Origin of the sequence: Streptomyces sp. CB01580 (genome assembly GCF_001905795.1) — a bacterium.
GTDB lineage: Bacteria > Actinomycetota > Actinomycetes > Streptomycetales > Streptomycetaceae > Streptomyces.
In genome coordinates this window covers 435,789-455,203 of the sequence record NZ_LIXJ01000003.1, presented here as the reverse complement: position 1 = coordinate 455,203, position 19,415 = coordinate 435,789, and the positions used below count along the sequence as shown (strand labels likewise).

General features: G+C 71.3%; 16 protein-coding genes and 1 pseudogene. 6 read left to right on the top strand and 11 right to left on the bottom strand.

The features are described 5' to 3' along the window. Positions 1-10 precede the first annotated feature (10 nt). Positions 11-1,411, bottom strand: coding sequence for a dihydropyrimidinase (gene hydA, locus AMK22_RS07060; protein WP_073782404.1), 1,401 nt, complete (start codon positions 1,409-1,411; stop codon positions 11-13). 81 nt (positions 1,412-1,492) lie between these two features. Here hydA and AMK22_RS07055 point away from each other — a divergent pair, with 81 nt between their 5' ends. Beyond that, complete coding sequence (locus AMK22_RS07055) at positions 1,493-2,608, top strand: alkaline phosphatase family protein (protein ID WP_073782402.1); 1,116 nt, start codon at positions 1,493-1,495, stop codon at positions 2,606-2,608. A gap of 142 nt (positions 2,609-2,750) precedes the next feature. On the opposite strand, the gene AMK22_RS07050 is transcribed toward AMK22_RS07055, so the two are convergent. Both AMK22_RS07050 and AMK22_RS07045 read right to left on the bottom strand, forming a co-directional pair. Further along, the gene (locus AMK22_RS07050; RefSeq protein ID WP_073782399.1) at positions 2,751-4,034 is read right to left on the bottom strand and encodes an aspartate aminotransferase family protein; all 1,284 of its coding nucleotides are present in this window, start codon (positions 4,032-4,034) and stop codon (positions 2,751-2,753) included. Beyond that, a complete protein-coding gene (locus tag AMK22_RS07045) occupies positions 4,031-4,873 on the bottom strand; it encodes a nitrilase-related carbon-nitrogen hydrolase (protein ID WP_073782397.1) in 843 nt (280 codons plus the stop codon). The genes AMK22_RS07050 and AMK22_RS07045 overlap by 4 nt, the downstream gene beginning before the upstream one ends. 475 nt (positions 4,874-5,348) lie before the next feature. Here AMK22_RS07045 and AMK22_RS07040 point away from each other — a divergent pair, with 475 nt between their 5' ends. The 3 genes from AMK22_RS07040 (at position 5,349) to AMK22_RS07030 (ending at position 9,163) form a co-directional block, all read left to right on the top strand. Then, the gene (locus AMK22_RS07040) at positions 5,349-6,617 is read left to right on the top strand and encodes an aminotransferase class I/II-fold pyridoxal phosphate-dependent enzyme (protein WP_073782395.1); all 1,269 of its coding nucleotides are present in this window, start codon (positions 5,349-5,351) and stop codon (positions 6,615-6,617) included. Between the two features lie 448 nt (positions 6,618-7,065). Then, positions 7,066-7,887 carry an SDR family NAD(P)-dependent oxidoreductase gene (locus AMK22_RS07035; RefSeq protein ID WP_242433861.1) on the top strand — a complete coding sequence of 274 codons (822 nt, stop codon included), beginning with the start codon at positions 7,066-7,068 and terminating at the stop codon, positions 7,885-7,887. Between the two features lie 217 nt (positions 7,888-8,104). Then, positions 8,105-9,163, top strand: coding sequence for a Rieske 2Fe-2S domain-containing protein (locus tag AMK22_RS07030; protein WP_073782393.1), 1,059 nt, complete (start codon positions 8,105-8,107; stop codon positions 9,161-9,163). A 204-nt stretch (positions 9,164-9,367) separates the two neighbouring features. Here AMK22_RS07030 and AMK22_RS07025 read toward each other — a convergent pair whose 3' ends face one another. Next, entirely contained in the window at positions 9,368-9,637 is a 270-nt protein-coding gene (locus AMK22_RS07025) for a helix-turn-helix domain-containing protein (RefSeq protein ID WP_073782390.1), read from the bottom strand. A 41-nt stretch (positions 9,638-9,678) separates the two neighbouring features. On the opposite strand from AMK22_RS07025, the gene map reads away from it, so the two are divergent. Further along, entirely contained in the window at positions 9,679-10,446 is a 768-nt protein-coding gene (map, locus tag AMK22_RS07020; RefSeq protein ID WP_073782388.1) for a type I methionyl aminopeptidase, read from the top strand. A gap of 218 nt (positions 10,447-10,664) precedes the next feature. Here the strand turns inward: map and AMK22_RS07015 are convergent, their stop codons facing one another. Together AMK22_RS07015 and ggt are read right to left on the bottom strand one after the other, a co-directional pair. Continuing rightward, on the bottom strand, positions 10,665-11,417 hold the full coding sequence (locus tag AMK22_RS07015) for a glycoside hydrolase family 75 protein (RefSeq protein WP_073782386.1): 753 nt from the start codon (positions 11,415-11,417) through the stop codon (positions 10,665-10,667). A gap of 155 nt (positions 11,418-11,572) precedes the next feature. After that, the gene (gene ggt, locus AMK22_RS07010) at positions 11,573-13,387 is read right to left on the bottom strand and encodes a gamma-glutamyltransferase (RefSeq protein ID WP_073782384.1); all 1,815 of its coding nucleotides are present in this window, start codon (positions 13,385-13,387) and stop codon (positions 11,573-11,575) included. A 76-nt stretch (positions 13,388-13,463) separates the two neighbouring features. On the opposite strand from ggt, the pseudogene AMK22_RS42240 reads away from it, so the two are divergent. After that, positions 13,464-13,685: pseudogene (locus AMK22_RS42240) on the top strand (hypothetical protein); the annotation flags it as partial. Positions 13,686-13,690: 5 nt separating this feature from the next. Here the strand turns inward: AMK22_RS42240 and AMK22_RS07005 are convergent. From AMK22_RS07005 to AMK22_RS06985, 5 genes are all read right to left on the bottom strand, one after another. Beyond that, complete coding sequence (locus AMK22_RS07005) at positions 13,691-14,233, bottom strand: hypothetical protein (protein WP_199883145.1); 543 nt, start codon at positions 14,231-14,233, stop codon at positions 13,691-13,693. Next, a complete protein-coding gene (locus AMK22_RS07000; RefSeq protein WP_073782382.1) occupies positions 14,230-15,681 on the bottom strand; it encodes a sensor histidine kinase in 1,452 nt (483 codons plus the stop codon). Before AMK22_RS07000 ends, AMK22_RS07005 begins: the two co-directional genes overlap by 4 nt. Then, positions 15,678-16,361, bottom strand: coding sequence for a response regulator transcription factor (locus AMK22_RS06995; protein WP_073782380.1), 684 nt, complete (start codon positions 16,359-16,361; stop codon positions 15,678-15,680). The genes AMK22_RS07000 and AMK22_RS06995 overlap by 4 nt, the downstream gene beginning before the upstream one ends. A 106-nt stretch (positions 16,362-16,467) precedes the next feature. Next, positions 16,468-18,198 (bottom strand): murein biosynthesis integral membrane protein MurJ, encoded by a 1,731-nt coding sequence (gene murJ / locus AMK22_RS06990; RefSeq protein ID WP_073782378.1) that lies wholly within the window; start codon positions 18,196-18,198, stop codon positions 16,468-16,470. Continuing rightward, positions 18,195-19,361, bottom strand: coding sequence for a lipid II:glycine glycyltransferase FemX (locus AMK22_RS06985; protein ID WP_073782376.1), 1,167 nt, complete (start codon positions 19,359-19,361; stop codon positions 18,195-18,197). Before AMK22_RS06985 ends, murJ begins: the two co-directional genes overlap by 4 nt. Positions 19,362-19,415 lie beyond the last annotated feature (54 nt).

The following is a 19,415-nucleotide window of genomic DNA, read 5'->3' as shown; positions in this document are numbered from 1 at the left end:
GCGGGTACTCCTAGTCCAGGTACTGGCAGGTGGCGCGCGGGGTGTACGTGCCGTGACCGGCCCGGCCGGTGAACTTCCGCCCGTCGATGACGAGTTCGCCGCGCGAGAGGACCGTTTCCACCCGGCCGGTGATGCGCTTGCCCTCGTAGGCCGAGTAGTCGACGTTCATGTGGTGGGTCTCGGCGGAGATGGTGTGTTCGGCCGCCGGGTCGTAGACGACGACGTCGGCGTCGGCACCCGGGGCGATGGTGCCCTTCTTCGGGTAGAGGCCGAACATCCGGGCCGGGGAGGCGCAGGCGATCTCGATCCAGCGGCGGCGTGAGATGTGTCCGTCCACGACCGCTTGGTGGAGAAGGTCCATCCGGTTCTCCACGCCGGGCATCCCGTTGGGGATCTTCGAGAAGTCCCCGCGTCCCAGTTCCTTCTGGCCGGAGAAACAGAAGGGGCAGTGGTCGGTGGAGACCACCTGGAGTTCGTCGTTCCTGAGGCCCCGCCAGAGGGCTTCCTGGTGCTCCCTGGGCCGCAGTGGGGTGGAGCAGACGTACTTGGCGCCCTCGAAGTCCGGCTCCGCGAGGTTGTCGGTGGAGAGGTAGAGGTACTGCGGGCAGGTCTCGCCGAAGACGGGCAGCCCCTTGTGGCGGGCGGCTGCGAGCTCGGCGACGGACTCGTCGGCGGAGACGTGGACGACGTACAGCGGGGCTCCGGCGACACGGGCGAGCTGGATGGCGCGGTGGGTGGCCTCGGCCTCCAGCGCCACCTTGCGGACGTCCCCGTGGTGGCGCGGATCGGTGTGGCCGGCGGCCAGGGCCTGTTCGACGAGGACGTCGATGGCGATGCCGTTCTCCGCGTGCATCATGATCAGCCCGCCGTTGTGGGAGGCCCGTTGCATGGCGCGCAGGATCTGTCCGTCGTCGCTGTAGAAGACGCCGGGGTACGCCATGAAGAGCTTGAAGGAGGTGACGCCCTCCGCGACGAGGAGGTCCATCTCCTTGAGCGAGGACTCGTTCACGTCGGAGAGGATCATGTGGAACGCGTAGTCGACGGCGCAGTTGCCGTCGGCCTTCGCATACCAGGCGTCGAGCCCTTCACGGACCGCGTGGCCCACGGTCTGGACGGCGAAGTCGACGATCGTGGTGGTGCCGCCCCAGGCGGCCGCCCGGGTGCCGGTCTCGAAGGTGTCCGAGGCGTAGGTGCCACCGAAGGGCATCTCCATGTGGGTGTGCGCGTCGACGCCGCCGGGGATGACGTATTTGCCGGTGGCGTCGATGCTCCGGTCGGCGCTCCAGCTCCCGGCGGCCTCGCTGTCGGGTGCCGCGAGCGCGGCGATGCGGCCGTCCTCGATGAGCACATCGGCGTGGATCTCGTCGGACGCGGTGATGACGAGACCGCCGTGGATGACGGTGCGGCTCATGTACCCCTCCTCACTGTGGCGGAACGGGTCTACGCACGTAGACAGGTGCGTGGTGAAGAACGTAGAAGCGGGTCACCCACTGTGGCAATACCGCTGCGATCAACGGCTGAAGACGTTTCCGTTTCCGCCGCCCGGCACTCCACCGGCCTACAGCGCGCGACGGGCGGCGGCGCCCGGGGTTCCGGCGCACCGACCGCCGTCGCGTACGCAGGGCTGCCGTCCGGTACCAAGCAGGCGAAGACGCTCGTCATCGGTATCGACGGCGCCACCTTCGACGCCTTCTCGCGCGCCGACGTCCCGAACCTCAGGCAGCTCATGGCCAAGGGGCTGACCGCGCGCAGCAATCTCTACGCCTCCCCCATGGCCCCGACCGTCTCCGGCGCCGGCTGGTCGTCCATCGCCACCGGTGTCTGGCCCGACAAGCACAACGTGAAGGACAACGACTTCACGAACCCGAACTACGGTCGGTACCCCGAGTACGCGACCCGGCTGGAGACCGCCGACCCGGCCGTCTCCACGCTGGTCGTCGGCACCTGGAGCCCCGTACCTCAGAAGATCTTCGGCGCGAAGACCGATCTGCGGATCGCGGGCGGCAACGACGAGGGCACGACCGCCAAGGCGGCGGACTACCTCGCCAACGGCAACCCCGACTCCACCTTCGTCCACCTCGACGAGGTCGACGGCGCCGGTCACAGCACCGGGTCCGCGAGCCCCGCGTACATCAAGGCCCTGCACACCGCCGACGCCCAGGTGGGCCGACTGCTCGACGCCGTCGCCTCCCGTCCGACGTACGCCGACGAGGACTGGCTCGTCGTCGTCACCGCCGACCACGACGCGCTGCGCGGCTCGCTGCGGGGCCCCGTCGACGAGACCAGGCTCCCGGCCGACGCCAAGGGGTGGCCCGGCTCCGACTCCCCCTGGAAGGTCACCGCGCACGCCGTGGTGCGGACCGCGCAGGGCGAGCCGGTGAAGGGCGCGAGGGTGACGGCCGAGCTGACCGCCGACGGCACGGTGCGCGAACTGACCGGCACGACGAAGAAGGACGGCTCGGTGACGTTCAAGGTCACCGTCCCCCGGGGCGTCGCCGAGGCCGCACTCACCGTGACGGACGTGCGCTACCGGGACCTCGCGTACCACGGCGAGCTCGACCCTGTCCGCACCCTGGACCTCGACCGGCCCACCGGTCACCGGGGCTGACCCTCCGGCCGGGCCCCGGGGGCACCCGAACCTCGGAGCCCGAGGCCCGGGACCACCCCCGAGGACCGGCCGGGGTCCGGCCGGGGCGCGCACGCGTGACGCGCGGGCCCCCGGCCGGACCACTCCCCCGGCACCGCGCCGCTCATCCCACCGCGCGAAGGGCCCGGCCCAGGATCTCGGCGCCCTCCTCCGCCTCCGGGATGGTCAGCGAGAGCGGCGGCGCGATCCGCAGCACACTCGTGTCGTGGCCGCCGCCCTTGCCGATGAGCAGGCCGCCCTCCCGGGCCGCTTCGAGCACGTCGGAGGCCGCCTGCGGGTTCGCCTCGTCCGTGCCCGGCTTCACCAGCTCGATCCCGATCATCAGCCCCCGGCCGCGCACCTCCCGTACGCAATCGGAAGCGGCGCCGACCGCGCGGAGCCGTTCGATCAACAGTCCGCCGACGCGCCGGGCGTTGCCCTGCAGATCGTGTTCCAGGAGATACGAGAGGTTGGCGAGTCCGGCCGCCATCGTGACCGGGGACCCGCCGAACGTCGAGATCGAGTTCGCGTCGAGGCAGTTCATGACCTCGGCGCGGGCCACCACCCCGCCGATCGACATGCCGTTGCCGATGCCCTTGGCGAACGTGAGGATGTCCGGCGGCCCGTTCCGGCCGTGCGCCTGCCAGCCCCAGAAGTGCTCACCGGTGCGGCCCCAGCCGGTCTGCACCTCGTCGGAGATCCACAGGATTCCGTGCCGGTCGAGGACCCGGCGGAACGCCGCGTACAGGCCGTCCGGCGGCGAGGTGAACCCGCCGACGCCCTGGATCGGTTCGGCGATCAGCGCGGCGGGCGGGCGGGTATGGCCGAGCAGGTCCTCCAGATCTGCGACGCAGGCCGCGATGAACTCGGCGTCGTCCAGGTGCGCGTACGGCCCCCGGCCGCGCACTCCGCCGTGCACGTACAGCGTCTGCAGCGGGGACAGATTCGTGGGCGACCAGGCACTGTTGCCGGTGATGGCGACCGCGGAGAACGATCTGCCGTGGTAGCTGTTGCGCATCGCGAGGACCTGGTTCGACCGGCGGTACGCGGTGGCGAGCAGCAGGGCCGTGTCGTTCGCCTCGGTCCCGGAAGTGGTGAAGAAGACCCGGGCGTCCGGGATGCCGGAGAGCGTGGCGACCCGCTCGGCCAGCTCGACCATCGGACGGTTGAGGTAGAGCGTGGAGGAGTGGATGATCCGCCCGGCCTGCTCGCCGACCGCCTTGGTCACCTCGGGCAGGGCGTGGGCGGTCATGGTGGTGAGGATGCCGCCGAAGAAGTCGAGATAGCGCCTGCCGTCGGCGTCCCAGACGTGCCGGCCCTCGCCGTGGGTGATCTCCAGCGGATTCTTGTAATAGAGCGTCAGCCAGCCGGGGCTGACGGCGAGATGGCGTTCGTGCAGGCTGCTCACGGCTCGACCAGTCCCTCGTAGGCGTCGGGACGGCGGTCCCGGTAGAACGCCCACTGCTGCCGGACCTCGTCGAGCAGACCGAAGTCGAGGTCGCGCACGACGAGTTCCTCCTCCTTGTCGGAGGCCACGTCACCGACGAACTGTCCGCGCGGATCGACGAAGTAGCTGCTGCCGTAGAAGTCGTTGTCGCCGTACTCCTCCTGTCCGACGCGGTTGATCGCGGCGATGAAGTACTCGTTGGCGACCGCGGCGGCGGGCTGCTCCAACTGCCAGAGATAGGCGGAGAGGCCGCGCGAGGTGGCGGAGGGGTTGTAGACCAACTGGGCTCCGTTGAGCCCGAGTTGCCGCCATCCCTCGGGGAAGTGCCGGTCGTAGCAGATGTAGACGCCGACCTTGCCGACAGCCGTGTCGAAGACCGGCCAGCCGACGTTCCCCGGCTTGAAGTAGTACTTCTCCCAGAATCCCTTGACCTGCGGGATGTGGTGCTTGCGGTACTTGCCGAGATAGGAACCGTCGGCGTCGATGACCGCGGCGGTGTTGTAGTAGAAGCCGGACTGCTCGACCTCGAAGACCGGCACGACGATCACCATGCCGGTCTCCCGGGCGAGTTCGCGCATCCGCCGGACGGTCGGACCGTCGGGAACCGGTTCGGCCCAGCGGTAGTGCTCGGGCTCCTGCACCTGGCAGAAGTAGGGGGCGTTGAACACCTCCTGGAAACCGATGATCCGCGCGCCCCGGCGGGCGGCCTCGCGCGCGTGCTCCTCATGCTTGGCGATCATGGATTCGGTGTCGCCGGTCCAGGTCGCCTGGACGAGTGCGGCGCGTACGACGTGGGACATGAGCTGCTCCTTCGACGCGGCGTCAGAGAGCCTCAACGCGTTTTCTACGCCCGTAGACACGGACGTAGAGGAGAACGTAAGCCCCGCCACACAGCGGGGCAAGACCATCGCCGTGAACCAGCGGAGTCGATCATGATTCGCACCCGTGCGGTCCAGTTTCGTACCCGCCACCTACCCGCACGGCCCGTGTGCCCCCGTGCGGTCGCTCGTCCGGCCGGGAACGCCCGGGATGCGCCGAGGGGGCCGGGGAAGCCGGGTCGCCCCGGGCCGAGGCAGCCGGGGCGGGGTGGGCGGAGCGCCGTTCGTCTCATCGCCGCCGGCCGAGTCCCGGCGGCGCCACCAGAGGCCCTCCTCCCCGACCGGAGCGCGTCGGCCGTATCGCTCCCTTAACCGGAGCGCGCCGGTGGGTGACCGATGAGCAGTTTGTATTCTCGGCGGGGATCCCTTCCACGCGGCATCTGCGAGAGGAAACACCATGACCACCGAGCCGAGCCCCGACGCCCTGCCCGGACTTCTCGATCAGGCCCGCCAGGACTATCAGGCCCTGGCGGGACTCGGACTCGCGCTCGATCTCACCCGCGGCAAGCCCGCGCCGGAGCAGCTCGACCTCTCCGACCTCCTGCTCAGCCTGCCGGGCGGGCAGCGCACGTCCGCCGACGGCACGGACGTGCGCAACTACGGCGGTCTGCAGGGCCTGCCCGAACTCCGCGAGATCTTCGCCGAGGTGCTCCAAGTGCCGGTAGCCCAGCTGCTCGCGGCCGGCAACTCCAGCCTGGAGCTGATGCACGACTGCCTGGTGCACGCCCTGCTGAGCGTGATACCCGGCGCCGAATCGCGCTGGGTGGACCAGGAACGGATCGCTTTCCTGTGTCCGGTGCCCGGTTACGACCGGCACTTCGCACTCTGCGAGCGGTTCGGCATCGACATGATCCCGGTTCCGATGACCGCCGAGGGCCCGGACATGGAGACCGTGGAGCGGCTCGTCGCCGACGATCCGACCGTCAAGGGCATCTGGTGCGTACCGAAGTACAGCAACCCGGACGGTGTCTGCTACAGCGACGCGACCGTGGCCCGGCTGGCCGCCATGAGCACCGCGGCACCCGACTTCCGGATCTTCTGGGACAACGCCTACGCCGCCCACCACCTCACCGACAAGCCGGTCGAGATCGCCGATCTGCTCGCAGCCTGTGCCGAGGCCGGCAACCCGGACCGCGCGTTCGTCTTCGGCTCCACGTCGAAGATCACCGCGGCGGGTGCCGGAGTCGCCTTCTTCGGTTCGTCTCCCGCGAACGTGCAGTGGCTGCTCGGCAACAACGCCAAGCGGTCGATCGGCCCCGACAAGATCAACCAGCTGCGGCACGTCCTGTTCCTGCGGGACGCCGACGGTGTGCGCGCCCACATGGAGCGCCAGCGGGCCCTGCTGCAGCCGAAGTTCGAGGCGGTGGCGCGGATCCTGGACGCCGAGCTGGGCGGTACCGGCCTCGCGACCTGGACGTCCCCCAAGGGCGGCTACTTCGTGACCCTGGAGGTGCCGGGCGGCTGCGCGAAGGAGGTCGTGCGCCGGGCCGCCGAGGCGGGCATCGTGCTGACCCCGGCCGGCGCGACGCACCCGTACGGCGACGACCCGCGTGACGCGGTGATCCGCATCGCGCCCAGCTACCCGGGCCTCGCGGAACTGGAGCAGGCGATCGCCGGACTCGCCGTCTGCGTACGCCTCGTGGGGTACGAGCAGCGGGCCCGGTAGGCACGCGCGGGCCGCACCCCGGCCCGGAACGGAACGGAACGGTGGTCACCTCGCACGATCCCGGTGCGAGTGGCCACCGTTCCGTTTCCTCGGGCCTCCTCCGCAGCGGCGAGACGTAATCCACTGGCCCGGAAGGCGCGGCTCGGTTAACGTCTCCCACGTGCCCAACGAGACGGATCGTTTCGTCTCTCTAGAGACTTACGGGGAACGCCCGGGACACCCGAGGCTGCCTGGACATCCGGGACTGCCGGACCGGCAGCATCCGCAGAGCGCGGCGTTCCCCATGAACGTGAGGAGGGTTTTCGTGGACCCGAAGGATCCGAGAGATCCGACAGATCGGCCGGCCCCCGGAGGTCCGGCGGACGCGGCAGACCCGGCAGCCCAGGTGGATCCGGCGGACATGGCGGTCCGCGGCCGGACGGCGGGCATCGCGAGCGAGGAGGATCCCGTGCCGGGCACGAGAACCTGGTTCATCACCGGCGCATCCCGCGGTCTGGGGCGCGCGTTCACCGAGGCCGCGCTGTCCGCCGGGGAGCGGGTGGTGGCGGCGGCCCGCGACATCGACCCGCTCGCGGACCTGGCCGGGAAGTACCCGGACGAGCTCGTGCGACTCTCGCTGGACGTCTCGGACCGAGGGGCCGTGTTCGCGGCGGTGGACCGGGCGGTGGCGTCCTTCGGCCGACTCGACGTCGTGGTGAACAACGCGGGCGGCCTGCTCTACGGCATGGTGGAGGAGGCCACGGAGGAACAGATCCGCGCCCATCTCGATGTGAACTTCTTCGGCGCGGTGTGGGTGGCCCAGGCCGTCGTCCCCCATCTGCGCGCACAGGGCTCGGGACGCCTCCTCCAGATCACGTCCATGGGCGCCGGTGGTGGCATGGCCACCGTCGGCTTCTACGGGGCGGGCAAGGCCGCGCTCGACTCGCTCAGCGAGGCGCTGGCGATGGAGGTGGAACAGTTCGGCATCAAGGTCACCTCCGTGCAGATGGGTGGGTACGACACCGGGCTGTTCACCACGGGCACCACGACGACCGCACCCGGTCCGGCCTACGACACGCTGCGCGCCAGGATGGCGGAGACATGGGGAGACGACGCCGGTCCGGATCCCCGCACGGCGGCGCCCGCGCTCATGGAGCTGGCCGGACTGCCGGAGCCACCACGGCGGTTGATCCTCGGCAGCCGGTCGTTCGATCTCGTCCAGGAGATGAAGCAGGCCCGAGCCGAGCAGGACCGGACCTGGGAGCACCTCAGCCGCATGGCCCCGGGCTGATCCCCCGTCGGGCGTCGAGGGCCGGACCCGCTCGCGCTCACCGGGCGACACCACGGGCGTCCCGTCCCCCGTCCCCCGTCCCCCGTCGGTTGTCGTCCACCACGCCGTGCTCCCCTCCCCTTTCCGCCGTTCCCGTTCGGGTGATGTGGTCGGCGCGGCGAGGATCTCGGAACGGTCTGGGCAGGCTCCGAACGATCAGCCTTGAAAGGGGGACGTCGTGGGACTGTCACGCGAGTTCGGGCGCGGCTTCAGCGAGGGACCGACACCTTCCGATGCCGCGGGCACACCCGCCCTGCCCTACCCGAGCGGCTGGTCCGCACTCGCCTTCTCCGGCGAGTTACGGCCGGGTACCGTACTCACCCGGCCGCTCGCGGGACAGGACGTGGTCCTCTACCGGCTCGGTACGGGAGCGCTGCGCGCCGTCCAGCCGTACTGTCCGCACCTCGGCGCCCATCTCGGCCTGGCAACGGTCGACGGCGACGATCTGGTGTGCCCGTTCCACTTCTTCGCGTTCGGTCCGGACGGCAAGTGCGTTCGGACGGGGTACGACACCAGCCCGCCGAGATCACCCCTGGCGCAGTTGCCGGTCCACGAGGTCAACGGTGCCGTCTTCGTGTGGCGGCACCACGACGGCCGCGCCCCGGACTGGTTCGTCCCCCAATGGCACCGGATCGGACACCGTCCCGCCCGTACCGCCGCCTGGGAGCTGGCCGGGCACGCCCAGGAGGTCATCGAGAACTCGGTGGACCTCGGGCACTTCGCCACCCTGCACGGCTGGAAGAAGGCCGAGATGGGCGGTCCGGTCGTGTACGACGACGCCCGGTTCCACGTGTCGATGCGGGCCCACGAATCCGCCCCGGTGCTCGGGGACTTCGAGGTCGAGGTCGAGGTGGACGGCTACGGCCTCGGCTGTCTGCACGCCGATGTGCACACGCCCCGCATCGGGTTGCGGATGTGCACGATGGTGATGCCGACGGCCATCGCCCCCAACCGCATGCAGTTCCGGCAGCAGAACCGCGTCGCCTTCTCGGAACCGGCCCGGCTCCCGGCGCCGCTGGCCCGCGCGGTGAGCCGTGCCGCCGCCCGGCTGCTGGACCGCGCCATCTTCCGGTCCAGTTGCGAGTTCACCGCCGCCGACTTCCCGATCTGGCACCACAAGGAGTACCGGCAACCACCCCGCCTCGCCCCCGGCGACGGCCCCATCGGCCCGTTCCGCCGCTGGGCCCGCCGGTTCTACCCGCCACCGGCCGAGGACGCGGCGCCGCAGCCGGCCTGAGGGCGGCCCCCGTCGTGCGATGCACCACATCCGACGCCGCGCCGGTCCCGTCATGGATCACCGGACAGCCCTTGGTCGGTGCCGCTCCCGGGTGCCGACTGACTCCTCTCGACATGCCCCTGCCCAGGGGCATGTGGCGCCCACCGGACGGAAGAGCCTCAGACCTCGGAGGGCCGCCGGGCCGGAGGAACCAGGAGCGAACGCCTACCCGGCCAGCGGCACCGCGTCCGGTTCCGGGGCGCAGCGGGCGAGGAGGTCGTCCAGGGAGAGTCCGAGGGCGCCGGCCAGGGCCGCGACGGTGAAGAAGGCGGGGGTCGGGGCGCGGCCCGTCTCGATCTTGCGCAGCGTCTCGGCGGAGATGCCGGCGCCCGCCGCGATCTCGACCATGCTGCGTCCACCGCGCGCCTCGCGGAGCAGTGCTCCGAGGCGTTCGCCGCGGCGGCGTTCCTCCGGGGTCAGGGGCGTTCGTACCATGCCGTCATTCTAATACCACTCGGACCGGTATAGTAATTGGCATGGTGAAGCTGAAGACAGACACATCCATCCAGGCCATGCGCGAGAGCGGCCGGGTCGCGGCCCGGCTATTGACGGACGTACGGGAGGCGGCGGCGGTCGGCGTCTCGTTGCGGGAACTGGACGAGGTGGCCCGGGGGGTGCTCCGCGAGGCGGGCGCCGGGTCGCCCTTCCTGAACTACCGGCCGCATTTCGCTCCCACCCCGTTCCCCGCCGTGATCTGCGCGTCGGTCAACGACGCGATCGTGCACGGCATCCCGACCGACCAGCGGCTGCGCGACGGCGATCTGGTGAGCATCGACGCGGGCGCGACGCTCGACGGCTGGGCGAGCGACTCCGCGATCAGCTTCACCGTCGGGCGCGCCCGGTCCGAGGACACCCGGCTGATCGACACCGCGTTCGCGGCGCTGGACGCGGGGATCGCGGCGGCGGTCGTCGGCAACCGGATCGGGGACATCGCGCATGCGATCGGCACGGTGTGCCGCAAGGCCGGTTACGGCATTCCGGAGGGGTTCGGCGGGCATGGCGTGGGGCGGTCCATGCACGAGGACCCGGCCGTCCCCAACGAGGGGCGGCCGGGCCGCGGCATGCCGTTGCGGCACGGAATGGTGCTGGCCATCGAGCCGATGCTGATCGGCGGCGGCGTGGACACCTTCCGCGAGGACCGGGACGGCTGGACGCTGCGCACCACGGACGGCTCCCGCGCGGCGCACGCCGAGCACACCGTGGCCATCACCGACGACGGCCCGCGCATCCTGACCGCGTTGTGACCCCGCGCCCGTTCCCGCCCCCGGCCCCGGCGCATGCCAGCGCCGGGAGAAACGCTAGTGCTGTGACCGGGAAGGTTTGCCGGGTGGCTCGCGGCGTCCGGTGCGGTGCATCGCAAGGCGGAGCATCGTCCGCGTACTGGACGTACGCGGGTGATGCGACAACACCGCGAGGTGCCGTGCCGGGCGTCGCGAGCCGGTGAACCTTCCCGGTCACAGCATTAGTTGTTCTGGATGAACTGCTTGGCGAGCGCCTCGCCGGCCGTGACGGCGGCGCTGTGGCTCTCGATCGGGGACGCCTTGGAGTTCTTGAACAGGATGTAGGTGACGCCCGACTCGGCGCCGCCGGTCTCCGGATCGGGATCGATGCCGAGCGCCTTGGCGGTGGCGTACGAGGCCTCGCCGATGATCTTGCTGGGGCCGGTGTCGCCGACGACGGCGTATTCGACCTTGTTGTTGTAGATAACGGCGACGATGCCGCCGCCCTTGATCCCCGCGTTGCTGTAGTTCCAGATGCTGCTGCTGCTCGGTACGACCACGTACGGCAGCTTCTCGGCGTTCAACGGCTTGTCGTCGGAGGTGTGGAACGCCGTGTCGGGCTGGAACCACGGGTCGGTGTCTTCGTTGCACGCGGCGGTGATCTGGCCGTCGCAGTCGATGTCCATGTCGGCCTTCCAGAACACGGCACCGTTCTTGCCGCAGACCGGCACGGTCGCCGAACTCTCTTCGTCCGTACGGTACTTGCCGTTGGATATCTGCGAGCACGAGGTCACCTTGGCCAGCAGGTCGGCCGCGCTGACGGAGCCCTCCTTAACCCCCGCGCCGGTCGCCGCGACGGCGGAGCCCGCGCGGGGGGCGGTGGGGGCGGACGCGGCGTCCGGCGCGGGGCGGGCCTCGGCGGCCGACGACAGCGCGGCGGTCGCGAACAGGGCTACGACGGAGGCTGCGGAGAGGGCGAGCGTTCGGGTACGCACAGGGGGGGTGCCCTTCTATTAGGAAACTTTCCTTACCGACGCCGCAAAGATGGACCCGAAGCCATGCCCTCGTCAAGACTGCGGGGCCGTTTCACCACCCAACGGATGTGACCAAACAGCCCCGCATTAAACATTATTGATGGAACGTCAGAGACTCAGGGGCTTCCGGCGGGCCGGACGACCATCGCCGACCCGCCTCCCCTGCGCACCTTCTCCGCCGCCGCCAGCCACCGGCCGTCCGGGAGGCGTTGCACGCCCGTCGCCGCCCCGATCTCCGGGTTGGGCTTGAAGACGTGCCCCAGGGCTTCCAGGCGTGCCCGCACCGGACTGTTCCAGAGCCCCGGTTCGAGTTCCGTGGCCGCCGCGTTGCGCTGGCTGGCGCGCGGCGCCGCGATGGCCTCGACGAGTGGCAGTCCGCGATCGACGGTGCCGATGAGCGACTGCAGCACGGTCGTGATGATCGTGGCACCGCCCGGAGAGCCCAGGGCCAGCACCGGTCGACCGTCCTTGAGCACGATCGTCGGGGAGATGGAGGATCTGGGCCGCTTGCCCGGACCGGGCAGGTTGGGGTCGTGGACGGCCGGGGAGGCCGGTGCGAACGAAAAGTCCGTCAGTTCGTTGTTGAGCAGGAAGCCACGCCCGGGGACGGTGATGCCGCTGCCGCCCGTCTGCTCGATCGTGAGGGTGTAGGCGACGATGTTGCCCCACTTGTCGGCCGTCGTCAGATGCGTGGTGTTCTCGCCCTCGTACGTCGTCGGGGACGCCGGTCCCCCGGTCCGGCAGCCGGACGACGGATGCCTCGGGTCTCCCGGGGCGAGCGGGCTGGTCAGCACCGCGTCGTCCTTGATCAGACAGGCCCGTGAGTCCGCGAAGCGCTGCCGCAGCAGTTCCCTCGTCGGTACGTCCTCGAACGCCGGGTCGCCGACCCACCGGCCCCGGTCGGCGAACGCGATCCGGCTCGCCTCGATGAAGCGGTGCAGGTACTGCGTCTCGGTCGACCTCGAAAGGTCCGTGCCCTCAAGGATGTTGAGCGCCTCGCCGACGGTCGTGCCGCCGGACGAGGAGGGCGCCATGCCGTACACGTCCAGGCCCCGGTAGCGGACCTTCGTCGGGGCCTGCCGCAGCACACGGTACGAGCGCAGGTCCTTGGCGGTGAGGTCGCCCGGACGCACGGCCCTGGAGGCTCCCGGATCCACCGGCGGCCTGCGCACGGTGCGTACGATGTCGTCGGCCACCTCGCCCCGGTACAGCTCGCCGACACCCTCGCGGCCCACCAGCTCGTAGGTGCGCGCCAGGTCCGGGTTCTTGAAGACGGAGCCGACCACCGGAAGTCGGCCGCCCGGCAGGAAGAGCTTCCGGGTCGCCGGGAAGTCCGCGAACCTGGCCTGGTTCGCCTCGGTCTGCGAGCGGAAGGTGCCGTCGACGACGAAGCCGTCCCTGGCGAGCCGTACGGCCGGTTTCAGCACCTCCCGCAGCGACTTGCTGCCCCAGGCGTCGAGCGCGGTGGCCCAGGTGGCGGGGGTGCCGGGGGTGCCCACGCTCAGCCCGCTGGTGACGGCGTCGTCGAAGGCGATCGGTTTGCCGTTCTCCAGGAACAGCGAGGAGTCGGCGCTGCGCGGGGCGGTCTCCCGGCCGTCGATCGTCTCCACGGTGTGTTTCCTGGCGTCGTAGTGGACGAAGTAACCGCCGCCCCCGAGCCCGGACGAGTACGGTTCGCTCACGCCCAGCGCGGCGGCCGTCGCCACCGCGGCGTCCACCGCGTTGCCGCCCTTGCGGAGCACCTCGATCCCGGCGGCCGAGGCGTCCGCGTCGACGCTGGCGACCGCCCCTCCGTAGCCCACCGCCACCGGCGACTTGGGGGTCGGCGTGTGGGGCGGCGCCGACGAGGACGATGGGGCGGCCGCCCCGATCGTGGCGACGGCGGCGAGCACCGCCGTCAACGACACTTTCCGTGCGAGGGATCGTCGCATGCGCACCTCCGGTGAAGGATTGTCCGCCGCAGGGTAGCGCCGCTCCGCCCACGCCGTCAGGAGCGCCGTGGGCCCGGTCGCACACGACCGCGCCGGGGAACGCACCGAGTTCTGCGTCGGCGGGCCGGTGTCCAACCGTCGGATGGCCGCCCATCCGCATTCGCTGTTGCCCGGTGTAAGGATCAACACCGATCCCGAACCCGGCCCGGATCGGGGCGCGTTACGGACAGGTACGGAACGCCACCGGGCGGAGAAGGGCGTCGCCGAGCACCGGGCCGCCGGCCGGGGAGGCGGGCGCCGTCCTCACAGGGAGCAGTGGTCCGGCCCGATGGTCCCGTCGGTACCGGACACCCGTACCGCCACCGCACGGCCCGAGGTGAGTGCCTGCGCGGCCGTGCAGATCAGCTGCTGCCGGGCGATGCCGGACAACTCCCCGACCGGTGTGCCCAGCCGGACCAGCACCCCGTCCGGCCCCAGGGTCAGGCTCGGGCTCGACATGGCGTCGGCGTGCGGCAGTTCGGTGCGCAGGCCCGCGGCGGTCTCGGTCTCGTCGGGGCCGTCGAGGAGCATGGCGATCGCCTTGTCGGAGCCGCGCCACGCGCGCACCGCCCCCGTGCCGTCGGGCCGGTCATGGACCGTCAGGTCGACCGGCCGCACGACGGGCATCAGGCGTTTCGCGGGCGGTGGGGACACGAAGTAGAGCAGGGTGCCCTGTTCGCGTCCCGGGGCCACCTCCACGGTCGCCGGATCACCGACCTCGACGATCTCGGTCCCCTGTATGCCGCACCCGCCCGTCGCCACCACCACGAGGGGCAGCAGCAGGGCAGGCAGCCGTACGCGCCTCACGTCCCCTCCAACGGCAGTTCCACGGTGAGGACGGCCCCTCCCCCGGGTCCGCCTGCCGCGCGCACGGTACCGCCGTGCAGCCGTACGTTCTCCTGGGTGATCGCCAGCCCGAGTCCGCTGCCCGCCGACCGGGTGCGGGCCGCGTCGGCCTTGTAGAACCGGTCGAAGATGTGCGGCAGGACCGCGGGGTCGATGCCCGGCCCGCTGTCCGCGACCTCGGTCACCAGCCACCGGTCGGCGCCCCGTCGCTCCGTCCGCAGCCGTACGGTGACGGGCGACGAGCCGTGCCGCAGCGCGTTGCCGACGAGGTTGGCGACGACGATGTCGAAGCGGCGCGGATCGAGCATCGCCCTTACCCCGTCGGCGAGTTCGGTGTCGACCCGGTCCTGCCAGTGGCGGTTCTGCAGGGTCTTGCGGATGGTCTCGGCGACGTCCACCTCGTCGAGATGGAGGTCGGCGGCCTTCGCGTCGAACCGGGAGATCTCCATCAGGTCCTCGACGAGGGTGGCGAGCTTTCCGGTCTCGACGCTGATCAGCCGCACGGCCGCGGCGGTGTCGGCGTTCAGCTGCGCGGCGTCCTCGTCGAGCACCTCGGTGACCGCGAGCATCCCGGCGAGCGGGGTGCGCAGTTCGTGCGACACGTCGGAGGCGAAGCGTCTGGCCCGCGCCTCCGCCCGCTGGAGTTCCGCCACCGACTCCTGGAGTTTCGTCGACGACTCGTTGAACGTGCGGGCGAGTTCGGCGAGTTCGTCCGACCCCTTGACCTCGATGCGGGTGTCGAGCTCCCCCCTGCCGATGCCGGCCGCGGCCCGTTCCAGGTCGCGCACCGGGCGCAGCACACTGCGGGCGGCGAGCAGGGCGGGGATCACCGCGATCGCCAGTGCGGGCAGGGCGCCGTCGCGGGCCGCGGTGACCATGGCGGCGACATTGGCCTCCTCCGTGGTGAGCGGCATCACGGCGTACAGGACGAGGCCGGTGGGCTGCCGCCCGTCGCCCCGGTCGAAGAGCGCGGGCATGCCCACGGTCAGCCAGGGGTCCCCGTCCTTGACGACGCGCTGGAACGAGCCGTGCGTGCTGCCCCGGGCGGCCTCGCGCAGGGCGGGTGTGATCACGTCGGAGGTGGGCCGGTCCGTCGAGGAGACCTTGATGTCCCCGTACTCGGCGAAGACCCGCCAGGTGTGCGGCTTGCCCTCCCTGGCCAGGGACTGACAGGCCCGGCGCAGGTGCTCGCGCTCCACGGGCAGGGTCATGGCCAGGGTGCCGATCCGGTCGCGGAACTGGTCCACGGCGGTGTCCTGGGCCTGCTGGAGGATGGCGGAGCGGGCCTCGCGGTAGGTCAGGGTCGCGGTGGTGACGGCGCTGATCGCGGCGACCAGGAGGAAGGCCGCGACGAGCCGGGTCCTCAGCCCGGACCGGGTGGGCCGAAGAAGAACGGGGCGCAGCCTCATGCGAGCGGCCCGAAACGGTAGCCGAAGCCGCGGACGGTCTGGATGTAGCGGGGACTGCCCGCCACGTCCTCGATCTTCTGCCTCAGCCGCCGTACGCAGGCGTCGACCAGCCGGGCGTCCCCGTGGTAGCTGTGCTCCCAGACGTATTCGAGGAGCTGTTGCCTGCTGAAGACCTGCTCGGGCGAGGCGGAGAGGTGCAGGAGCAGCTTCAGCTCGGAGGGGGCGAGCAGGAGGCGCTGCCCGGCCTTGGCGACGGAGAGCCCGGCGCGGTCGATGGCGAGCTCGCCGTGGAACTCGATGCCGTCGCGGCCCGCGGGTTCGGCGAGCCTGCGCAGTACGGCGCGGATCCGCGCCTCGATCACCTCGGTGCGGGCGGGCTTGACGATGTAGTCGTCGGCCCCGGCCTCCAGGCCGACGACCACGTCGAAGTCGTCGCCACGCGCCGTGAGCATGATGATCGGCAGCTGGCTGGTCTCCCGTATCCGGTGGCAGACCTGGACCCCGTTCATCCCGGGCAGCATCAGGTCCAGGAGGACCAGGTCGGGCCGGAACTCCGCCAGGGCGGCCAGCCCCTCCTCGCCGGTCTCGACGCCCCTCAGCTCATGACCGCGCCGCCGCAGCCCCAGCTCGACCCCTTCCCGTACGGAGGGGTCGTCTTCGATCAGGAGCACGCGAGGCATGGCAGCAGTATCCCAGCGATCAAGGAGTGGATTCGAACGTACGACCGTTTCGCGCGGGCGTCATGCACGTCGGAGTCGGCCCGGGCCCGTGCGGCCCGCTCGGGCTTCAGGTGCGTCGGAGCCGGCCGCGGGCCGCCGCGAGGGCGGTGCCGATCTCCCGCAGCCGCAGCGGCCGGGCCAGCAGCACGAACGTGAGCAGGAGCACGACGGTCCCCGCCCCCACCGCGGCGAAGTCGCCGAGCCCGTCGCAGGCGCGGGCGGTCACGTGGCCCAGCAGCCCGGCCGGCACCCCCGCGACCACCAGTCGTATCTGCGCCCACAGTCCCGGCGACCGCAGCAGCGAGGCCGTGTCGAGACCCTTGCCCGGGACTCCCCCGATGCCCGGGACCTCCCCGGCTCCCGTGTCCGGGACTCCCCCGGCGCCGGGCGCGGAGATCCTGCGGTGCAGGACGTACGCGGTGACGCCGAAGCCCGCGAACAGGGCCATCGTGTACGCCCCGGCCATGCCCGTCACGGCCCAGCGGACCGGCAGCAGCAGGTACGCGGCGACGGACAACCCCGCGTTGAGGGCGGCGATCACCAGATTGAGGAGGAAGGGGGTGCGGGTGTCGCTCATCGCGTAGAACGCGCGCGAGAGCACGTACTGACCGGAGTAGGCGATCAGACCGGGCGCGAACGCCGCCATCATGCCCGCCATGACCGCGATGTCCGCGTCGCTGGTGCGCCCGTATCCGTACACGGCGCCCATCACCCACGGTGCCAGCGCGAACAGCACGGTCACCGCGGGCACCACGACCGCGGCCGAGGTCCGCAGGGCGTACGAGACGTCGCTGCGCACCCCCGCCAGGTCGCCCTCGGCCGCGGCCCGGCTCATCCGGGGCATGAGGGCGGTGACCAGCGAGACGGTCACGATGCCGTGCGGCACGACCCACAGCTGGTAGGCGTAGCTGTACGCCGTGTAGCCGGGTCCGCCCGCCACATGCTGTTCCACGGCGTGCTGGCCGGTGGCGGTGGACAGCCGTGTGACCACCCAGTAGGCGATCTGGTTGGTGAGCACGAGCAGGACGAGCCAGCCCGCCGCGCGCAGCGGGCGCGTCAGTCCGCTGCCCCGCCAGTCGAACCGCGGTCGCCAGCGGAACCCCGCGGCGCGCAGCGAGGGCAGCAGGGCGAGCGTCTGCACGACGATCCCGGCGGTCGTGCCCCAGCCGAGCCAGCGGGCCTGCGCGGCACTCAACGTGCCGTCGGAGCCCGCCGCGACGGCCAGGTAGATCCCGAACACCGCGATGATCACGAGGTTGTTGAGGACCGGGGTCCACATCATCGCGCCGAACCGGTCGCGGGCGTTGAGGACTTGGCCCAGGAGCGTGAACAGGCCGTAGAAGAGGATCTGCGGCAGGCAGTAGCGGGTCAGGGCGATGGTCAGCTCGGCCTGTTCGCCGTGGTAGCCGGGGGCGTAGAGCGAGACGATCCAGGGTGCGCCGACGACGGTGAGCGCGGTGAGGACGAGCAGCCCGGTCGTGCAGACGGTGAGCAGCCGGTCGGTGTACGCGGCTCCGCCGTCGGCGTGGTTCTTGGCGGCACGCACCAGTTCGGGGACGAACACGGCGTTGAGCGCGCCGCCGATGAGCAGCATGTAGAGGATGTTCGGCACGGTGTTGGCGACGGTGTATCCGTCGGCCTGGAGTCCGGTGCCGAGTGCGGCGACGACGACGGCGGAGCGGACGAAGCCGGTGGCCCGGGACACGAGGGAGCCGGACGCCATGAGGGCGCCGCTGCGCAGTACCGAGCCCGAGCCGCGCTCCGGGGTCTTCGCGGGGTGCGTGGTGGCGGCCGTCATCGGCGGGCCATGTAACTCTGGAACGCCCGGTACAGGGCGTTGTTGGTGGCTCCGCCCACCGATGCCTCCCACTCTCCGAGGGTCTCGACGACCTGCCCGCCGGTGCCCAGCTTCCAGCGCAGCAGTCCGAAGGGACGGTCGTCGGGGTCAAGGGTGGAGGGTACCCCGCGCATGTCGTGCACATCGGCGCCGAGGGTGTGGGCGTCCAGCATCATCTTCCACTGGAGCGCGTTGCTGGGGCGTACCTCGCGGCGGTGGTCGGCGGAGGCGCCGGTCTGGTACCAGACCCGCCGGCCGGTGCTGATCATGGTGTGGGCGGCCAGGATCTCGCCCTGGTGGACGGCGAGGTAGAGCCTCATGCGGCCGGGGTGTTCGGCGTTGAGCACGGCGTACTGCCGCTGGTAGTAGGCGAGGGAACGGCCGAGGCCAAAGCCGTCGCGTTCCTCGGTGATCCGCAGCAGCCGGTGGAATTCGGGGAGTTCGGCCGCGGTGCCGATGACGACGCGCACCCCGGCCTTCTCGGCCTTGCGGACGTTGCGGCGCCATTCCTGGTTGAGCCCGGACCACAGGTCACCGGGGGTCCGTCCGGTGAGCGGCACCCGGAAGACGTAGCGGGGCTGCGCGTCGGCGTCCTCGCCCGTGTCGCCTCCGCAGCGGCGCCAGCCCCGGGCCCGGAGGCGTTCGGCGACGGCGGTGCCGAGCGGGTCGACCTCGGTGGCGAGCACGTCACCGATCTTGCGGCCCGGTCCGGTGGCCGCCTTGAGGCGGGCGGCGTCCCAGCGGCGGTACGCGGGCGAGGGGCCGATCCGGACGGCGAAGGCGCCGGCCCTTCGCAGATGCGTCATGAGCGGGTCCAGCCAGCGGTCGATGCCGGGGTCGGCCCAGTCGGCCACCGGCCCCTCGGGAAGGTAGGCGAAGTACTTTCGGGTTCCGGGGAGTTGGCGGTACAGGACCAGTGCGGCCCCGGCCTGTTCACCGGAGTCGTCGTGCCAGCCGATCGTCTCGGCGGCCCATTGGTCCTTCACCCCGGCCCAGGACGGGTGCTGCAGGAAGCTCGCGTCGGTGCGGGTGGCCAGGAAGGCCCGGTGTTCGTCGGCGGTCAGGACGCGTATCCGCGATTCCCGGTCACGGCCGCGGTCCTCGGCGGCGAGCAGCGCTGACATGTTTCGTGGCCCTCCCTGTTCCGCCCCGCTTGTCGGCTCCGCGGGGCGAGAAGG